The 14,827-nt window shown below is 56.7% G+C and carries 11 protein-coding genes and 1 pseudogene; 10 read left to right on the top strand and 2 right to left on the bottom strand.

The window, feature by feature from the left end:
- Nucleotides 1-265: 265 nt before the first annotated feature.
- Together FHW77_RS26905 and FHW77_RS26135 are read left to right on the top strand one after the other, a co-directional pair.
- Nucleotides 266-451 (top strand): annotated as a pseudogene (locus FHW77_RS26905) (ABC transporter substrate-binding protein); the annotation flags it as partial.
- A 105-nt stretch (nucleotides 452-556) separates the two neighbouring features.
- Nucleotides 557-2,008: a M20 family metallopeptidase gene (locus FHW77_RS26135; RefSeq protein ID WP_182591068.1), complete on the top strand. Its 1,452-nt coding sequence runs from the start codon at nucleotides 557-559 to the stop codon at nucleotides 2,006-2,008.
- A 406-nt stretch (nucleotides 2,009-2,414) separates the two neighbouring features.
- Here FHW77_RS26135 and FHW77_RS26130 read toward each other — a convergent pair whose 3' ends face one another.
- Nucleotides 2,415-3,146 carry a DeoR/GlpR family DNA-binding transcription regulator gene (locus tag FHW77_RS26130; protein WP_182591067.1) on the bottom strand — a complete coding sequence of 244 codons (732 nt, stop codon included), beginning with the start codon at nucleotides 3,144-3,146 and terminating at the stop codon, nucleotides 2,415-2,417.
- 335 nt (nucleotides 3,147-3,481) lie between these two features.
- Here FHW77_RS26130 and FHW77_RS26125 point away from each other — a divergent pair, with 335 nt between their 5' ends.
- From FHW77_RS26125 to FHW77_RS26090, 8 genes are all read left to right on the top strand, one after another.
- Nucleotides 3,482-4,528, top strand: coding sequence for an autoinducer 2 ABC transporter substrate-binding protein (locus FHW77_RS26125; RefSeq protein ID WP_182591066.1), 1,047 nt, complete (start codon nucleotides 3,482-3,484; stop codon nucleotides 4,526-4,528).
- A 72-nt stretch (nucleotides 4,529-4,600) separates the two neighbouring features.
- Entirely contained in the window at nucleotides 4,601-6,100 is a 1,500-nt protein-coding gene (locus FHW77_RS26120) for a sugar ABC transporter ATP-binding protein (protein WP_182591065.1), read from the top strand.
- A 13-nt stretch (nucleotides 6,101-6,113) separates the two neighbouring features.
- Complete coding sequence (locus FHW77_RS26115) at nucleotides 6,114-7,091, top strand: ABC transporter permease (RefSeq protein ID WP_182591064.1); 978 nt, start codon at nucleotides 6,114-6,116, stop codon at nucleotides 7,089-7,091.
- A gap of 14 nt (nucleotides 7,092-7,105) precedes the next feature.
- Nucleotides 7,106-8,104 (top strand): ABC transporter permease, encoded by a 999-nt coding sequence (locus tag FHW77_RS26110; RefSeq protein WP_182591063.1) that lies wholly within the window; start codon nucleotides 7,106-7,108, stop codon nucleotides 8,102-8,104.
- Nucleotides 8,105-8,108: 4 nt separating this feature from the next.
- On the top strand, nucleotides 8,109-9,191 hold the full coding sequence (locus FHW77_RS26105) for an aldose 1-epimerase family protein (protein ID WP_182591062.1): 1,083 nt from the start codon (nucleotides 8,109-8,111) through the stop codon (nucleotides 9,189-9,191).
- Between the two features lie 24 nt (nucleotides 9,192-9,215).
- The gene (rbsK, locus tag FHW77_RS26100; protein ID WP_182591061.1) at nucleotides 9,216-10,154 is read left to right on the top strand and encodes a ribokinase; all 939 of its coding nucleotides are present in this window, start codon (nucleotides 9,216-9,218) and stop codon (nucleotides 10,152-10,154) included.
- 19 nt (nucleotides 10,155-10,173) lie between these two features.
- Nucleotides 10,174-11,133 carry a deoxyribose-phosphate aldolase gene (gene deoC / locus FHW77_RS26095; RefSeq protein WP_182591060.1) on the top strand — a complete coding sequence of 320 codons (960 nt, stop codon included), beginning with the start codon at nucleotides 10,174-10,176 and terminating at the stop codon, nucleotides 11,131-11,133.
- Nucleotides 11,134-11,144: 11 nt separating this feature from the next.
- The gene (locus FHW77_RS26090) at nucleotides 11,145-13,541 is read left to right on the top strand and encodes an aldehyde dehydrogenase family protein (RefSeq protein ID WP_182591059.1); all 2,397 of its coding nucleotides are present in this window, start codon (nucleotides 11,145-11,147) and stop codon (nucleotides 13,539-13,541) included.
- Nucleotides 13,542-13,997: 456 nt separating this feature from the next.
- On the opposite strand, the gene FHW77_RS26085 is transcribed toward FHW77_RS26090, so the two are convergent.
- Nucleotides 13,998-14,414 (bottom strand): hypothetical protein, encoded by a 417-nt coding sequence (locus FHW77_RS26085; protein WP_182591058.1) that lies wholly within the window; start codon nucleotides 14,412-14,414, stop codon nucleotides 13,998-14,000.
- Nucleotides 14,415-14,827 lie beyond the last annotated feature (413 nt).

Below are 14,827 nucleotides of genomic sequence, written 5' to 3'. Positions count from 1 at the left end.
ACTCGAGCGCATAGCCAATGGTTGGCCCAGCAGCGATCTCGATGCACTCATGCCCTGGAATTACACGCGCTGAACGGTCTCAGGTTGCCGCTTACCATCTTTTAACGAGATACTGACTTTGTGCGGTAGACGCTCAAAGCCGCGTTCTTCTTCGATGCTATATGACGCTATGCTGATCTTTGCCATATGCACACGGAGTGCTTTCTAATCCCTCCGCTTGCGCTTTCTCCCGATCATTCGCTGAAGTCGGTTACGACCACGACGGTATGCGGAAACCGATCAGCAGAAGCGACAGACGATCTTCGATCAGTTCCACGAGCTCATGCTGCAGGATATGCCGGGCATCTTCCTTTACGACATGATCGACGTCTGGGGTGCCACGAAGTCTTTGCAGGGACAGCCGGTGTCGCAATCCAATGCGCGACTCTGGGAAGTCTCGGTCTCACAATAATCCAGTCGTTTAGGCGCCGCATCTGTGCGGTACCTGCCATATGCAGCAGAAGCCTCTGCCATCTTTGATGCGCGGTCAGGGTTTCGTCTTGTCTTGAGGACCAGCATGCCAGAACAATCAGCCCTGAATTCACTGACACAATTAATCGACCGACTGGCGCCTGCGTTTACCGCGCTCAGCGATAAGATCTGGGATCTGGCGGAGCTGAAATATGACGAGTTCAAATCCGCCGATCTTCTTATCAGAACGTTGAAGCAGAACAAATTCGTCGTTGAGGAAGGCATTGCAGGAATGCCGACCGCGTTTGTCGGCCAATATGGTACCGGCAAACCCATCATCGCATTCCTCGGAGAGTGCGACGCCCTTGCAGGCATGAGTCAAATCGCTGGTATGGATAGGCAACTTGAAGCCGAACCGGATGCCAGCGGTCACGGTTGCGGTCATAACCTGTTGGGGGCTGGTTCGCTCCTGGCGGCAGTATCTCTGGCAAAGCACCTCGAGGAGAACGGTTTGCCCGGTACCGTAAGATATTACGGTTGCCCAGGAGAGGAGGGCGGTTCTGGCAAAACCTTCATGGTGCGGGCTGGTGCATTCGATGATGTGGACGCTGCGCTCACTTGGCACCCAGCGCCATTCAATGGTGTCAGGTCAACGAACAACCTTGCTGTTCTCGAATATTATTACAGGTTTAAGGGGATCGCGGCGCATGCGGCCAATGCGGCTCACCTTGGACGATCGGCCCTTGATGCTGTCGAACTGATGAATGTCGGTGTCAATTTTCTTTGCGAGCACATGCCGCAGGATTGCCGCGTGCATTACGCCATCACCGATGCCGGCGGGCGTGCCGCAAATGTTGTTCAAGCCAAAGCCGAGGTGCTCTATCTCGTTCGAGCGCCTGAGATGTCGCAGGCTTTGGCACTAGCGGAGCGCGTCGATCAGGTTGCGCGTGGTGCTGCGATGATGACCGGTACTGAGGTCGAAATCGTGTTCGACAGTGCCGCAACCAATCTTTTGCCAAACCTGACCCTGGAAAATGCCATCCACAAAAATCTGGTGGCGCTCGGGCCGGTGCCGTTTGATGAAGCGGACATCGATTTCGCTCGCAAAATCCAGGCGACGTTTACGCAGGAGGCGATCAGAAGCAGTCTCAAGCTCTACCAAATCAAGCACGATGTTTTCTCGAACGACACTGTAGACGGCTCTACTCCGTTGCATACGGGACTTCGAGCTTTTGAAGGCCATTCACATTTTCGGGCAGGCTCTACTGATGTTGGCGACGTTAGTCGCGTCACACCAACAGCGCAATGCTGGGCACCTGCCTGGGCGATAGGGACCAACCCCCATACATGGCAGGTGGTTGCCCAAGGCAAAAGTCACGGTGCGCATAAAGCGATGGTACACGCTGCGAAGGCATTGGCTTCGACAGGTCTGGATCTGGCGACTTCGCCCAGCTTATTGGCGACGGCAAAAGGAGAGTGGAAAGACGCCATGGGGAAGGATCCTTATGTGTGTCCGATACCGGAACACGTGAAGCCGAGCATAAAAAATTTCTTGTGATATAGCCGATAGGTCCGGGCTTTTTGGGATGGAAGTTGCAGCTAGGAGCAGACGTGGGTCGTTGTCGTTGACCGGAAGATCCACGCGAACGGATATATGGCGTGTCAAAAAGACAGCTAGACGGCATGAGGAAGCTTTGAAGGATCTTTGCCTCAAACCGCAGATCGCGGTCGGCAAAGCCTCCACTAGCATGTCGCGATAGCCCGACGTGTCGACGGCCGGACATAATGTTTTAATGTTCCACAGTGCCGTTTACGAAACTGCCGGGTTCCCAGAACCCCTGACGGAAGTGGAGGTGGAGGTCAGCCAGATAGATATCGTTGGCTGATTGTTATCCTCCTTATCCGGCATCACGCGTGGCGTTCGCCTCCTTCAAAGAGCAGCGAAAACGCGCGCCTTTTTTCGCTTATATTCCAAAAGGTAAGGGTTGATCTGAAACAATCGAATTGAAGTCGCCTGTGGAGGCATAGCGCGCGGCCCGCACCTTGCTGAACTTGCTGCTGTCGACCACAAGGTGCTTTTGCATTGAGCGTTGCATAACCATCTGTTTGATCGGCACTTCATGAAAGTGTGAGCAGGTGACGCCATGCTGTTCGTCCACACCGCCGGCAGATAAAAATGCCTTATTGATATTGATGCGCTTCAGCACCTCCATACCCTCATCACCTGAAAACGAAGCCGCTTCCGGGTGATAAACCCCTCCAAGCATGATCAGGCGGACATCGTTTCTTCTCGCCAGCTCCTCTGCAACATTAAGGGAATAGCAGATGACGGTGACATGGGCATCTGCCGGAATCTGCCGCGCCAAATGCGGCATCGTCGTTCCGCAATCGATGAATACAGTATCATACGGTTCGATCAGAGCGGCCGCCTGCGTACAGGCCCGCGCTTTTGCGGTCGCGTGACTGTCCTTCTCCTGCTCTAGCACATAGTCGCTGCTAACGCTGCCGTCTTGAACCGGGATAATATATCCGCCAAGACAGCTTAGCCGCTCGCCATCGGCGGCAATGTCGCGGCGAATGGTAATTTCGGAGACGCCAAGCCGGGACGCAGCGTCCCGCAGCCTCAGGATTCCCGTTTCCTGAACCAGTCCGACCAGGGCGTCCAACCTGGCATTGTGTGCACTTATTCTGCTCACCTTGTCTCCGCTTTCGGCTCGTCGCTGCGCTTCAAATTTCGGTGTTATTTTGCTCCCAATCGCACTTCTCTGCGCTTGACAGGAGAATAACAAACATGAAACGATCGCAACATAATGATCGGATTGTATCATAATAGTTCGCATTATCGGGAGAGGAAAACAACAGGTTTCTAGGTCACATCGTGGCCTATGCACCGGAGCATGGGAGGCCTTTCCGGGAGAATGAGGAGGCGTCGGACGCGTGAGAAGCGGTTCCCGGCGTTAGGGATCGAACATTTTTGGGTGCTGCGACTGGAGTAGGTCCGGCACATCGGTTTCAAAGGGAGGAGTTATTCGTGAACAAGGTTTTCACTACCATAGCGCTTGCTGCAACGCTTTCGGCCTCGGCTGTCTTTGCGCAAAGCGCCGTCGATGCGTCGAAGGTCAACAAGGAGCTTATCACGACGGCGAGCGGCAAGAAATACACCATTGCAACCGTCGTGAAGGTGGATGGTATTGCGTGGTTTGACCGCATGCGCGATGGCGTCGAGCAGTTCAAGGGCGATACCGGAAACGATGTCTGGATGGTTGGCCCAAGCCAGGCTGATGCCGCCGCTCAGGTGCAGATCGTTGAAAACCTCATCGCGCAGGGCGTTGATGCCATCGCCATCGTGCCGTTCTCGGTGGAAGCGGTTGAGCCAGTGCTCAAGAAAGCCCGAGATCGCGGCATAGTCGTCATCAGCCATGAGGCTTCCAATATCCAGAACGTCGATTTCGACATCGAAGCCTTTGACAACAAGGCCTATGGCGCGAACCTAATGAAGGAACTCGGCAAATCCATGGGCGGTAAGGGCAAGTATGTCGCCACCGTTGGCAGTCTGACGTCCAAGTCGCAGATGGAATGGATCGACGGCGCCGTCGAGTACCAGAAGGCAAACTTCCCGGAGATGTCGCAGGCGACCGAGCGGCTGGAAACCTATGATGACGCCAACACCGACTATACGAAGCTCAAGGAAGCAATGACCGCCTATCCGGACATTACCGGTATTCTCGGCGCGCCGATGCCGACATCCGCAGGGGCTGGCCGCCTGATCGCCGAGGGTGGCCTGTCGGGCAAGGTTTTCTTCTCGGGAACGGGCCTGGTTTCCGTTGCCGGCGAATACATCAAGAACGATAATATCCAGTACATCCAGTTCTGGGATCCGGCCGTTGCCGGTTATGCCATGAACATGCTGGCTGTCGCAGTTCTCGAGAAGAAGAATGAGCAGATCAAGGCGGGTCTCAACATGGGTCTACCCGGCTATGAAAACCTGCTGGTTCCTGACGCCTCCAAGCCACACCTGCTCTATGGCGCAGGTTGGGTCGGCGTGACCAAAGAAAACATGGACAAGTACGACTTCTGATCCGAACCACGGAGGGAGGGGCAACCCTCTCTCCGTGCACCCCCGTGTTTTCCAGCCTTGCACGAGGCCATTATGACTGAAAATCTGATCGAGCTGCGCCACATCGGTAAGCGGTTTGGTGGCGTGAAGGCGCTCGACGACGTGTCGCTGAGCATTCGCCCGGGCGAAATCCATTGCCTTGCTGGTGAAAACGGTTCCGGCAAATCCACCGTCATCAAAATCATGTCCGGGGTCTACACACCCGAGGACGGTGAGATCCTGATCGACGGGAAGCCCGTCGGCAAACTCGATCCGGTAAAATCCGTTCATCACGGTATTCAAGTGATCTATCAGGATTTTTCGCTGTTCGGTAACCTGACGGTCGCCGAGAACCTGGCCATCAATACCTTTCTGATGGAAGGTCGCAAGACGGTCGACTGGCGACATGTCCGTGAGCTGGCCCAAAAGGCGTTGGACCGCCTTGGCGTGAGCATTGATCTTGATACGGATGTCGAAACCCTGCCGACCTCTGGAAAGCAGATCGTGGCGATCGCCCGCGCCGTCATGGCCGATGCACGCCTGATCATCATGGATGAGCCGACGACGGCGCTGACGCGCCATGAGGTTGATGCCCTCTTCAAGATTGTGCGCGATATTCAGGCGCAGGGCATCGCCGTTCTTTTCGTCAGCCACAAAATGCGCGAGATGCTCGAAATCAGCGAGCGCCTAACAGTTTTTCGCAATGGCAAGAAGGTGGCCGAAGGGCCGATCGCCGAATTCGACGAGCCGGCAATCACCCGCGCGATGACCGGGCAGGAGCTGACCGCCCACAGTTACCAGTGGGCACCGCAGGAAGGCGCCGATACACCGGTGCTGGAAGTCCGCAACCTCTCGGTTCCGGGTTCCGTGGAAAACACCGACCTGACGTTAAGGCCAGGCGAAATCGTCGGTATTTCGGGTTTGATCGGTTCGGGTCGCACCGAACTTGCGCTGGCGCTGTTTGGCATGCGCCCCGATTTTACCGGTTCAGTGCGCCTCGCAGGCCGCGAGGTTCACCCAAGGACCGTTCAGGAAGGTATTGCCTGCGGTGTCGCTTATGTGCCGGAGGATCGCCTGACCGAGGGGCTATTCCTGACGCAATCGATCGAGCGCAACATCATTGTCACGTCGATTGAGAAATTCGTCCGCGGTCTTTTCATCAATAGCAAAAAGGCGGACGAGACGACCCGCGAAATGTTCTCGGCCATGCAGATCGTGGCACCAGGACCGCACACGCCGGTCAACCATTTGTCCGGTGGCAACGCACAGCGCGTCGTTCTGGCTCGCTGGTTGTTGACTGGGGCCAAAGTGCTGATCCTGAACGGCCCGACCGTCGGCGTCGATGTCGGTTCCAAAGCACAGATCCACACCATCATCCGCAAGCTGGCCGAAAAGGAAGGGCTGGCCGTGCTGATGATTTCCGACGATGTGCCGGAACTGGTGCAGAACTGCAACCGCGTGCTGGTCATGCATCGCGGCCGTTTCGTTGACGAGTTGTCTGGAGGGACCATGACCGAAGACGCCGTTAACGACCGGCTCAAGATGCTGAATTGAGGGGCCGCAAGTCATGAAATTCCTGAAAAGCACAGAATCCATTATCGCCTGCGTCCTGCTCGCGGCCATGGTCATCATCGGTCTCATCAATCCAGCCTTCTGGTCGCTCGACAACATCTTCGGCCTGTTGCGCTCCAATGTTGTGATCGGCATCATGGCGCTCGGCGTATTGCTGGTGATGATTTCCGGCGGCATCGACGTATCGTTCACGGCCTTTGCCATTGCGGCGATGTATCTGACCGTGCGCAGTATGGTCTACCTCGGCTATGATGGCGTGCTCATTCCTTTCGTTGCGGCAACGCTGATTGGGCTCGTTCTCGGTGCGTTCAACGGTTTCATCATCCATCGGTTCAGGATGATCCCGCTGATCGTAACGCTCGGGACGGGTTCGATTGTGCGTGGTCTGGTTCTTGGCCTCGTCGGTACCAGCATCGTCAACATCAATAAGATGCCAAAGGAGCTGATCGAGTTCGGCAAGACCGATGTTATCTCGCTGACGTCGGCCACTGGATCGACTTTCGGTCTGACCGCGATGTTCCTGGTCTATCTGGGGCTGGCATTGGTCATTCATCTCATCCTGACCTACACCATGATCGGGCGCAGCGTTTATGCGTATGGCGGCTCTCCTGAAGCAGCCAAACGTGTTGGCTTTAATACAGGCGCGACGATCTTCTTTGTCTATTGCGTCGCCGGCGCGCTGGCGGGCCTCTCGGGCTTGCTGCATTCCTCGATGATCTGGCTTGCCAACCCGCGCGATTTTGTCGGTCTCGAACTCGACGTGATCGCGGCCGTGGTTCTGGGCGGTGCGTCAATCTTTGGCGGACGCGGTACGGTTCTCGGAACATTAATGGGCGTGTTCATGCTGGTGATGGTCAAAAACTCTCTGATCATCATGAAAGTGGACACGACCTGGCAGCGCGTCGTTGTCGGCCTGATCATCATCATTGCCACCGCCATCACGGCATGGCGCGACCGCAAAAGCATAGCGTGACGGGAGAGCGCATCATGAAAAATTCGTTCGACATGCGTCGGCTTTTCGGCAACGACAGTAACATCATTCAGCTTCTTGTCATCACCGTCATCGTCTTTGCGCTGATGACCTGGATGAACCCCGGCAAGTTCCTGAACTACTACAATTTCGAATCCATCAGCTACATCATGCCCGAACTGGGGATCCTCTCCATCGCCATGATGATTGCCATGCTGACCGGTGGCATCGATCTTTCCGTGGTGGGGATTGCCAATCTGGCCGGTATCATCGCCGGCGTCTATTTCCATTCCACAATGGTTCAGGCGGGGCAATCCTCCACTACGGGCGTTGTGTTCTACACCGGGCTCGGCATCGTCCTCGCCATGGCGGTCGGCCTGCTGGCCGGTCTGATCAACGGCCTGTTGGTTGCGAAGCTGCGTATTACCCCGATACTGGCGACACTCGGCACAGGTCAGGTGCTGATGGGGCTGGCGCTGGTATTGACCGGCGGCCCGGCAATCGTCGGCTTCCCTGACGCGTGGAACTGGATCGGCAACGGCAAGATCTTGGGTATAGCGACGCCGTTTCTGCTGTTCATCGGCGTCTGCATCACCGTGGCGATCCTGCTGACGCGCTCGACGCTCGGCATTAACCTGATGCTGATCGGGACCAATCCGCGCGCAGCCGTCTTTGCAGGCATCCGCAAGGATCGCATGATGCTCTATTCCTACATGCTGACGGGCGTTCTGGCGTCGCTGGCGGGCATCATTTTGTCCGGGCGAACCAATGCAGCGAAATCCGACTACGGCGCGTCCTATTTGCTGCAGGCGGTGCTGATTGCCGTTCTCGGCGGCACAAATCCGGCAGGCGGGAAGGGGCGGGTTCTTGGCATCGCCATTGCGCTGATCGCCCTCATGCTGCTCTCCTCCGGTTTCCAGATGATGCGGTTCTCCAACCACCTTATCGACTTCATCTGGGGCGCATTCCTCATTCTCGTCATCGCCATCAATGCATGGCGAAACCCGGGCAGGTGATCCCATGCAGGCGACAGAATTTCAATTTCGCAGACAGGACTTCACCGATCTTCCGCATCTTCTAGCCGCAACCGATGGGCTGAAGGTTACCACCTTCCGCTACGCCACCGGCATTGAGGCGCTGCAATTGGAGAACCGCTACGGCCGGATCGTCATATTGCCATTCATGGGGCAGATGATCTGGAGCGTTGAGTTCAACGGTGTAGACCTGACTATGGGAAGCCGCTTTTCGATGCCGCGACCAGCCGGTTCAATCGTCGAGACATACGGATGTTTTGCATTCCATAGCGGCATGTTGCGCAACGGATGCCCGTCGCCGCAGGATAATCATGCGCTGCATGGCGAAATGCCCTGTGCCGCCATGGACAAGGCCGGTTTCGTTATCGGTCACGATGCGCGCGGCCCCTATGTTCGGGTAACAGGCGAAGTCGAATATGTCATGGGCTTCGGCGCCAATTATCTGGCCCGACCCAGCGTGACTTTGCATGCTGAGGATACGCTTTTTGACATGGTCATGGACATCCAGAACCTGTCTTCAGCGTCCATGGATCTCATGTATATGTGCCATATAAACTTTGCCTATGCCGAGGGCGCACGGATCGTTCAGCCCGTGCCCTACACGTCGGAGCATGTGAAGGTGCGAACGGCCGTACCCGGCCACGTCACACCAAACCCCGATTACCTTTCCTTGCTGGAGACGCTCGCAAGGCAGCCTTCGGCCATGGAAGTGCTCGACGAACCAAAACGTTACGACCCTGAACAGGTGTTCTACATCAACGGCCTGCCGGCGGACGGTGGGGGGCTGACGCATCTGATGATGCAACGACGTGAAGGTGATGGCTTTGCCATCTCCTATTCGCTTTCAGCCTTCCCGAAGACGGTGCGTTGGATCCTAGTTAACGGGGATTCGCAGGTTGCCGCATTCGCCCTGCCATCCACCTGCGAGCCGGAGGGCTATCTGGCGGAGAAGGCCAAGAACAACGTGCAGATACTGTCGCCGGGTGAACGCAGGGTCTTCCCGGTACGGCTGGGCTATCTCGACCACGCTGCCGCCGATCGGTTCGGCGCCAGGATCAGCGCCCTTTAAAACAGATAAGCAGGGAATATCGGCATGAGTAAGAAAATCGGAGTCGTCGGTTCCAACATGGTCGATCTTATCACCTATGTGGACCGTATGCCTGGACCGGGCGAGACCCTTGAGGCGCCCACCTTCGAGATGGGGTGCGGCGGCAAGGGTGCCAACCAGGCGGTTGCCGCGGCGCGCCTTGGTGCTGAAGTGATGATGGTCACCCGGGTTGGTGACGATGTCTTCGCGGATAACACCATTCGTAATCTCGGAAGCTTTGGCGTTGATACGCGTCATGTGGTGAAGGTTGCCGGCAAATCCAGTGGTGTCGCGCCGATCTTCGTCGAACAATCAGGCGAGAATTCTATCCTCATCGTCAAGGGAGCCAATGCCGACCTTTCACCTGTTGAGGTCGACAAGGCGGCCGCTGATCTAAAAGAGTGCGGCTTGATCCTGATGCAGATGGAAGTCCCAGTTGAGACCGTCTATCATACTGTCGAATTTGCAGCCCAGAACGGTATCGAGACGATCCTCAATCCTGCGCCTGCCGCTGCCAATCTCGATCCTGAGCGCATCCGCCAGGTAACCTTCCTCGTGCCGAACGAGAGCGAGCTCGCCTTGCTGTCGGGGTTGCCGACCGACACCGACGAAGACATCGTCACCGCCGCCCGTTCGCTGATCGATCGTGGCATTCGCACCGTCATCGTGACATTGGGCGGGCGCGGTGCGCGCATGATTACGTCAAATGAAATCGTCAACATCGAACCCGTCAAGGTAACGCCGAAGGATACCACGGGCGCCGGCGATGCCTTTATTGGCTCCTTTGCCCGCTTTTACGCCGAAACGCGCGAGGTCGTATCCTCCCTGAAGAAGGCATCGCTTTATGCGGCGCATTCCATCACCCGTCCTGGAACACAGAAGGCCTATGCCAGCATCGAAGAGTTCGAGGCATTCTGCTGCGACCATGCCAATGCCGCAGCCTGACCAGAAAAATGGACAGAAAATGAGCGAAGCATTCCCCAGAAATAACGGCACCGCTTTCAAACCTGAGTGGTTCGAAGATGTATCGGTCAACCGCAGCGCCTCTGAACGGCGTGCAGCGACAATCACCACCCGGCGCTCGGTCAAGAAGGAATACCAGGTCGCCTGGCAGATCAAGGCCATCACCTGCATCGATCTGACAACGCTGTCTGGTGATGACACGCCCGGTCGCGTGCGCCGCCTGTGCGCGAAAGCGCGCCGTCCGGTCCGGGAAGATATTCTCGAGGCACTCGGCCTGGCGGATGCCGGCATCACCACCGGCGCCGTCTGCGTTTATCCGACTATGGTGCCCCACGCCGTCAAGGCGCTGGAAGGCACGGCTATTCCGGTCGCATCGGTGGCGACGGGCTTTCCGTCCGGCCTGACGCCGCTGCCGCAACGGCTGGCCGAAATCCGCTATGCCGTCGAGCAAGGCGCCAAGGAGATCGATATCGTCATAACTCGGGAGTTCGTTCTGACGCAGAGCTGGACAGCACTTTACGACGAGATTGCCGCGATGCGCGAAGCCTGCGGCGACGCCCATATGAAAGCGATCCTGGCGACGGGCGATCTCAACACGCTGACCAACGTCTATCGCGCCTCGATGGTGGCGATGCAGGCAGGCTCAGACTTCATCAAAACCTCCACCGGCAAAGAAGAGGTCAACGCCACCCTACCGGTTAGTCTGACCATGGTTCGGGCATTGCGCGATTATGGCGAACTGACCGGCCAGATGGTCGGCTTCAAGCCCGCAGGCGGGTTGAAAACGGCAAAGGACGCACTGTCGTGGTTGACGCTGATGAAGGAGGAGCTGGGCAATCGCTGGCTGGAGCCAGACCTGTTCCGCATCGGCGCCAGCTCGATGCTTGGCGATATCGAGCGGCAGCTCGAACATTTCGTAACCGGCCGCTATTCCAGCGCTCACCACCACGCTGCCGCATAAGGACTGAAATAATGCGACCCATTAAGGACATTTTGGAAACCATGGAATATGGACCTTCCCCCGAAGCCAATGGTGATGTGAAGCAGTGGCTCGACGCTCACGGACGCTCGTTCGGTCACTATATCAACGGCCGGTTCGTGTCGCCTGATGGCCGAAAGACGATTGCCGTCTCAAACCCCGCAGACGGGGATAAGCTGGCGGAGATCGTTTGCGGCAATGAGGAAGACGTGGATCAGGCGGTCAAGGCCGCCCGCGCGGCCTTCGGAAAATGGTCAAAACTGTCGGGTCACGAACGCGCCCGTTATCTCTACGCCATTGCCCGCCATGTCCAGAAGCGCGAGCGCTTCCTTTCCGTTCTGGAGACGATGGACAATGGCAAGCCGGTTCGCGAAACCCGTGACATCGACATCCCACTCGTCGCGCGTCACTTTTACCATCACGCCGGATGGGCCGAAATGGTGGAAGACGAGTTCCGTGGTTTCTCGCCCGTCGGTGTTTGCGGTCAGGTGATCCCCTGGAATTTCCCTCTCTTGATGCTGGCCTGGAAGATCGCGCCGGCACTTGCCGCCGGCAATACCGTGGTGCTGAAGCCTGCCGATCTGACACCGCTGACGGCTGTCGCCTTTGCGGAAATCTGCCACGAGGTCGGCCTTCCAGTCGGTGTCGTCAACATCGTGCAGGGCGATGGCTCAACAGGAGCTGCGATCTGCGGCCATGCAGGCGTCGACAAGGTCGCCTTCACTGGCTCGTCCAAGGTTGGCCGCGTTATTCGCGAGCAGATTGCCGGTTCGGGCAAAAAACTGTCGTTGGAACTGGGCGGCAAGTCACCCTTCATCGTTTTCGAGGATGCCGATCTTGATGCGGCGGTTGAAGGTGTTGTTGACGCGATCTGGTTCAACCAGGGCGAAGTCTGCTGCGCCGGTTCCCGCCTACTGGTGCAGGAGGGTATCGCCGAGAAACTCTATGCGCGGCTGAAAAAACGGCTTGAAACCCTGCGGGTCGGAGATCCGCTCGACAAGTCGACCGATGTCGGCGCGATTGTTTCTGCCACGCAGGTGAAACGCATCACGGATCTGATTCAAAAGGGCGTGGAGGAGGGTGGTGAACTCTGGCAGAGTTCCAACCCGTTGCCGTCTACTGGCAATTACGTCGCTCCCGGCTTCTTCACAGATGTCGATCAGGCCTCGACGGTCTGCCAGGTAGAAATCTTTGGCCCGATCGCCGCAGCAACCACCTTCCGCACGCCGGATGAAGCCGTTTCGCTGGCCAACAACACCCGTTACGGCCTCGCCGCCTCGATCTGGTCGGAAAACATCAATGTCGCGCTTGATCTGGCTGCCCGGGTCAAGGCAGGCGTGGTCTGGATCAACTGCACCAACATGCTGGACGCCGGTGCAGGTTTTGGCGGCTACCGTGAAAGCGGTTTCGGCCGTGAAGGTGCGCGCGAAGGGCTTTACGAATATCTGGCAGCAGACTGGGAAAAGAACCTGTCGGTCAGCAAGCCCGCTGAAGCCTTCGCACCATCTGCATCGCCGAATGCCGCCAGCAAGATGGCGATCGATGGCCTTGATCGGACCATGAAAAACTATATCGGCGGCAAGCAAACCCGCGCCGACGGTGGTTACAGTTATTCGGTCACCGGCAAGGGCAACGCCGTGATTGGCATGGCCGGAATAGGTAACCGCAAGGACATCCGCAATGCGGTGGAAGCCGCATCAAAGGCAGGCAGCTGGAGTTCCGCAACCGCCCATAACCGTGCGCAGGTGCTCTATTATCTCGCAGAGAACCTCGATGCACGGCGCGACGAATTTGTTGCCCGCATCATTGATAGCACCGGTGTGAGCGAAAAGAAGGCGAGGGACGAATTCGACGCATCTCTGCGCCGCATTTCCTATTACGCGGCCCAGACCGACAAATTCGATGGTGCCGTACACTCCACCAAGTCGCGTCACGTCACACTTGCCATGAACGAGCCGTGGGGCATCGTTGGTATCGTTTGCCCCGATGAGGCGCCGCTGCTCTCGCTGGTGTCGCTGGTGCTGCCGGCAATTGCCATGGGCAATCGCGTCGTCGTCATCCCGTCATCGCGCCATCCATTGATTGCCGGGGATTTCTATCAGGTGCTGGACACGTCGGATGTGCCCGGCGGCGTTATCAACATTGTGACCGGCGAGCGCGATGTGCTTGCAAAGACGCTGGCCGAGCATGATGAGGTTGCAGCCATCTGGTATTTCGGATCGGCTGACGGAAGCGCAATGGTCGAGAGGGCTTCAGCGGGCAACCTGAAGGCCACTTGGGTCAATAATGGGCGTGAGCCGGATTGGCTTGACCGTACACACGGGCAGGGCCGTGACTATTTGCGCAGGGCGATTCAGGTGAAGAACATCTGGGTGCCATATGGAGCATGATCGGCATCTTGGCGGATCAACAACTGACAAGGTTACTTATAGAAAATATCGGTTCCCCTACGGTTTTCGCGTTAAGTGCATCCTGTGACCGCACCTACGCGTTGCTGTCGCCAGTCGTCGCTGGCGGCTGCCCTGATGGGGAGCCAAGGGTCGGGTGAGCTCTTTCGCGAAGGAGATTCAGACACGGCTTATTTTATTCGTCGCGTTCCTTCCGCCACACATTCATCGAGAAATCTGCGCGACTGCTGTGTTGGCCCAAGCATCCCTCGTTCGCCGTCTACAGCTCCTTTAAAGGCTGTATCATACTCGGGTGGGAGAAGCTTAACGTAGATTGTCGCAAACTCTTTGAACGCACTGAGATCGCTGCCGACCAAAGCTGATAAGTCAGCGTGATCGATTGCATCTTTTACGCTCAACCGAAAAGCCATGTTGTCGACTGCGAGTCGCATTATCCTATCAAAATCCTGATTTCCGGTGAAGATCGATAATCCGTTTGAAATGGATTGTGCGACGTCTGCGCACTGCAAGGTTCCAGCCTTGGAGCCTGTGCGTTCGCACGTCCGCAGCCATTCGTTCAAGTGCGATTTTCTGCTCCGCGATACTCTTGGTTAGCGCTGTTGATTCTAACTCCAAATGGGCGTTCGCTTCCGTCAGCAGCTTGTTCTTGAAAAAAGGTGACGCGGCACTCAAGCCATAAACCGCGACAGACAAAGTCGCGAAGCTGATTAGTGCAGATGTGATCTGCGATACGGTTCCCCACTTTTGAAACCATGGGGTTGCTTTCGGCTCTAAATCTGGCTTGGACTCAACACTTTTAACCCGTGATACATCATTCTCATCCGCCAAATCCGGCGCTTTTACCTTTGATTGCATCACCTGCGTCCTAACGTGAAATCGACACAGGCGCTTTAGTGGTATCAAGCTGCAAAGACATTAATCTGGACCGAGTGTGCCGAACTTGTGGCTCGTCAAGCGCGAACTGAGACTTCGGTCCACCCATTCGGCAGGCGCCCAAATTCACTCTTGAAGGCATCCCAACGGTTCGATGTGCCAATTAAGCCCGCGATACCTGAGAAACAAGGGTTTCTCGTAAGCCTCTGCTCCCGTTCGGGAAATTACGATACCCGCAGGTGTACCACACGCGAAACCCGGATCTCAAGGACCTCATTTTTCGACATTGTGTGCAGTCGCGAAACTTACCGATCAGGGTGGTTTTTATGTTCGTCCGCTGCTGCTTCCCGAACGGTAAGAATCACATTGATTCGCAAGAAATCTTCCTGTACGGT

It is taken from the genome of Agrobacterium sp. RC10-4-1 (genome assembly GCF_014138475.1).
Taxonomy (GTDB): domain Bacteria; phylum Pseudomonadota; class Alphaproteobacteria; order Rhizobiales; family Rhizobiaceae; genus Agrobacterium; species Agrobacterium pusense.
This window is presented reverse-complemented; position numbering and strand designations above follow the sequence as displayed.

Coding starts and splice junctions, on each gene's coding strand:
- FHW77_RS26135 (WP_182591068.1), top strand. CDS start 557: ATGCCAGAACAATCAGCCCTGAATTCACTGACACAATTAATCGACCGA.
- FHW77_RS26120 (WP_182591065.1), top strand. CDS start 4,601: ATGACTGAAAATCTGATCGAGCTGCGCCACATCGGTAAGCGGTTTGGT.
- FHW77_RS26115 (WP_182591064.1), top strand. CDS start 6,114: ATGAAATTCCTGAAAAGCACAGAATCCATTATCGCCTGCGTCCTGCTC.
- FHW77_RS26110 (WP_182591063.1), top strand. CDS start 7,106: ATGAAAAATTCGTTCGACATGCGTCGGCTTTTCGGCAACGACAGTAAC.
- FHW77_RS26105 (WP_182591062.1), top strand. CDS start 8,109: ATGCAGGCGACAGAATTTCAATTTCGCAGACAGGACTTCACCGATCTT.
- rbsK (WP_182591061.1), top strand. CDS start 9,216: ATGAGTAAGAAAATCGGAGTCGTCGGTTCCAACATGGTCGATCTTATC.
- deoC (WP_182591060.1), top strand. CDS start 10,174: ATGAGCGAAGCATTCCCCAGAAATAACGGCACCGCTTTCAAACCTGAG.
- FHW77_RS26090 (WP_182591059.1), top strand. CDS start 11,145: ATGCGACCCATTAAGGACATTTTGGAAACCATGGAATATGGACCTTCC.
- FHW77_RS26085 (WP_182591058.1), bottom strand. CDS start 14,414: ATGCAATCAAAGGTAAAAGCGCCGGATTTGGCGGATGAGAATGATGTA.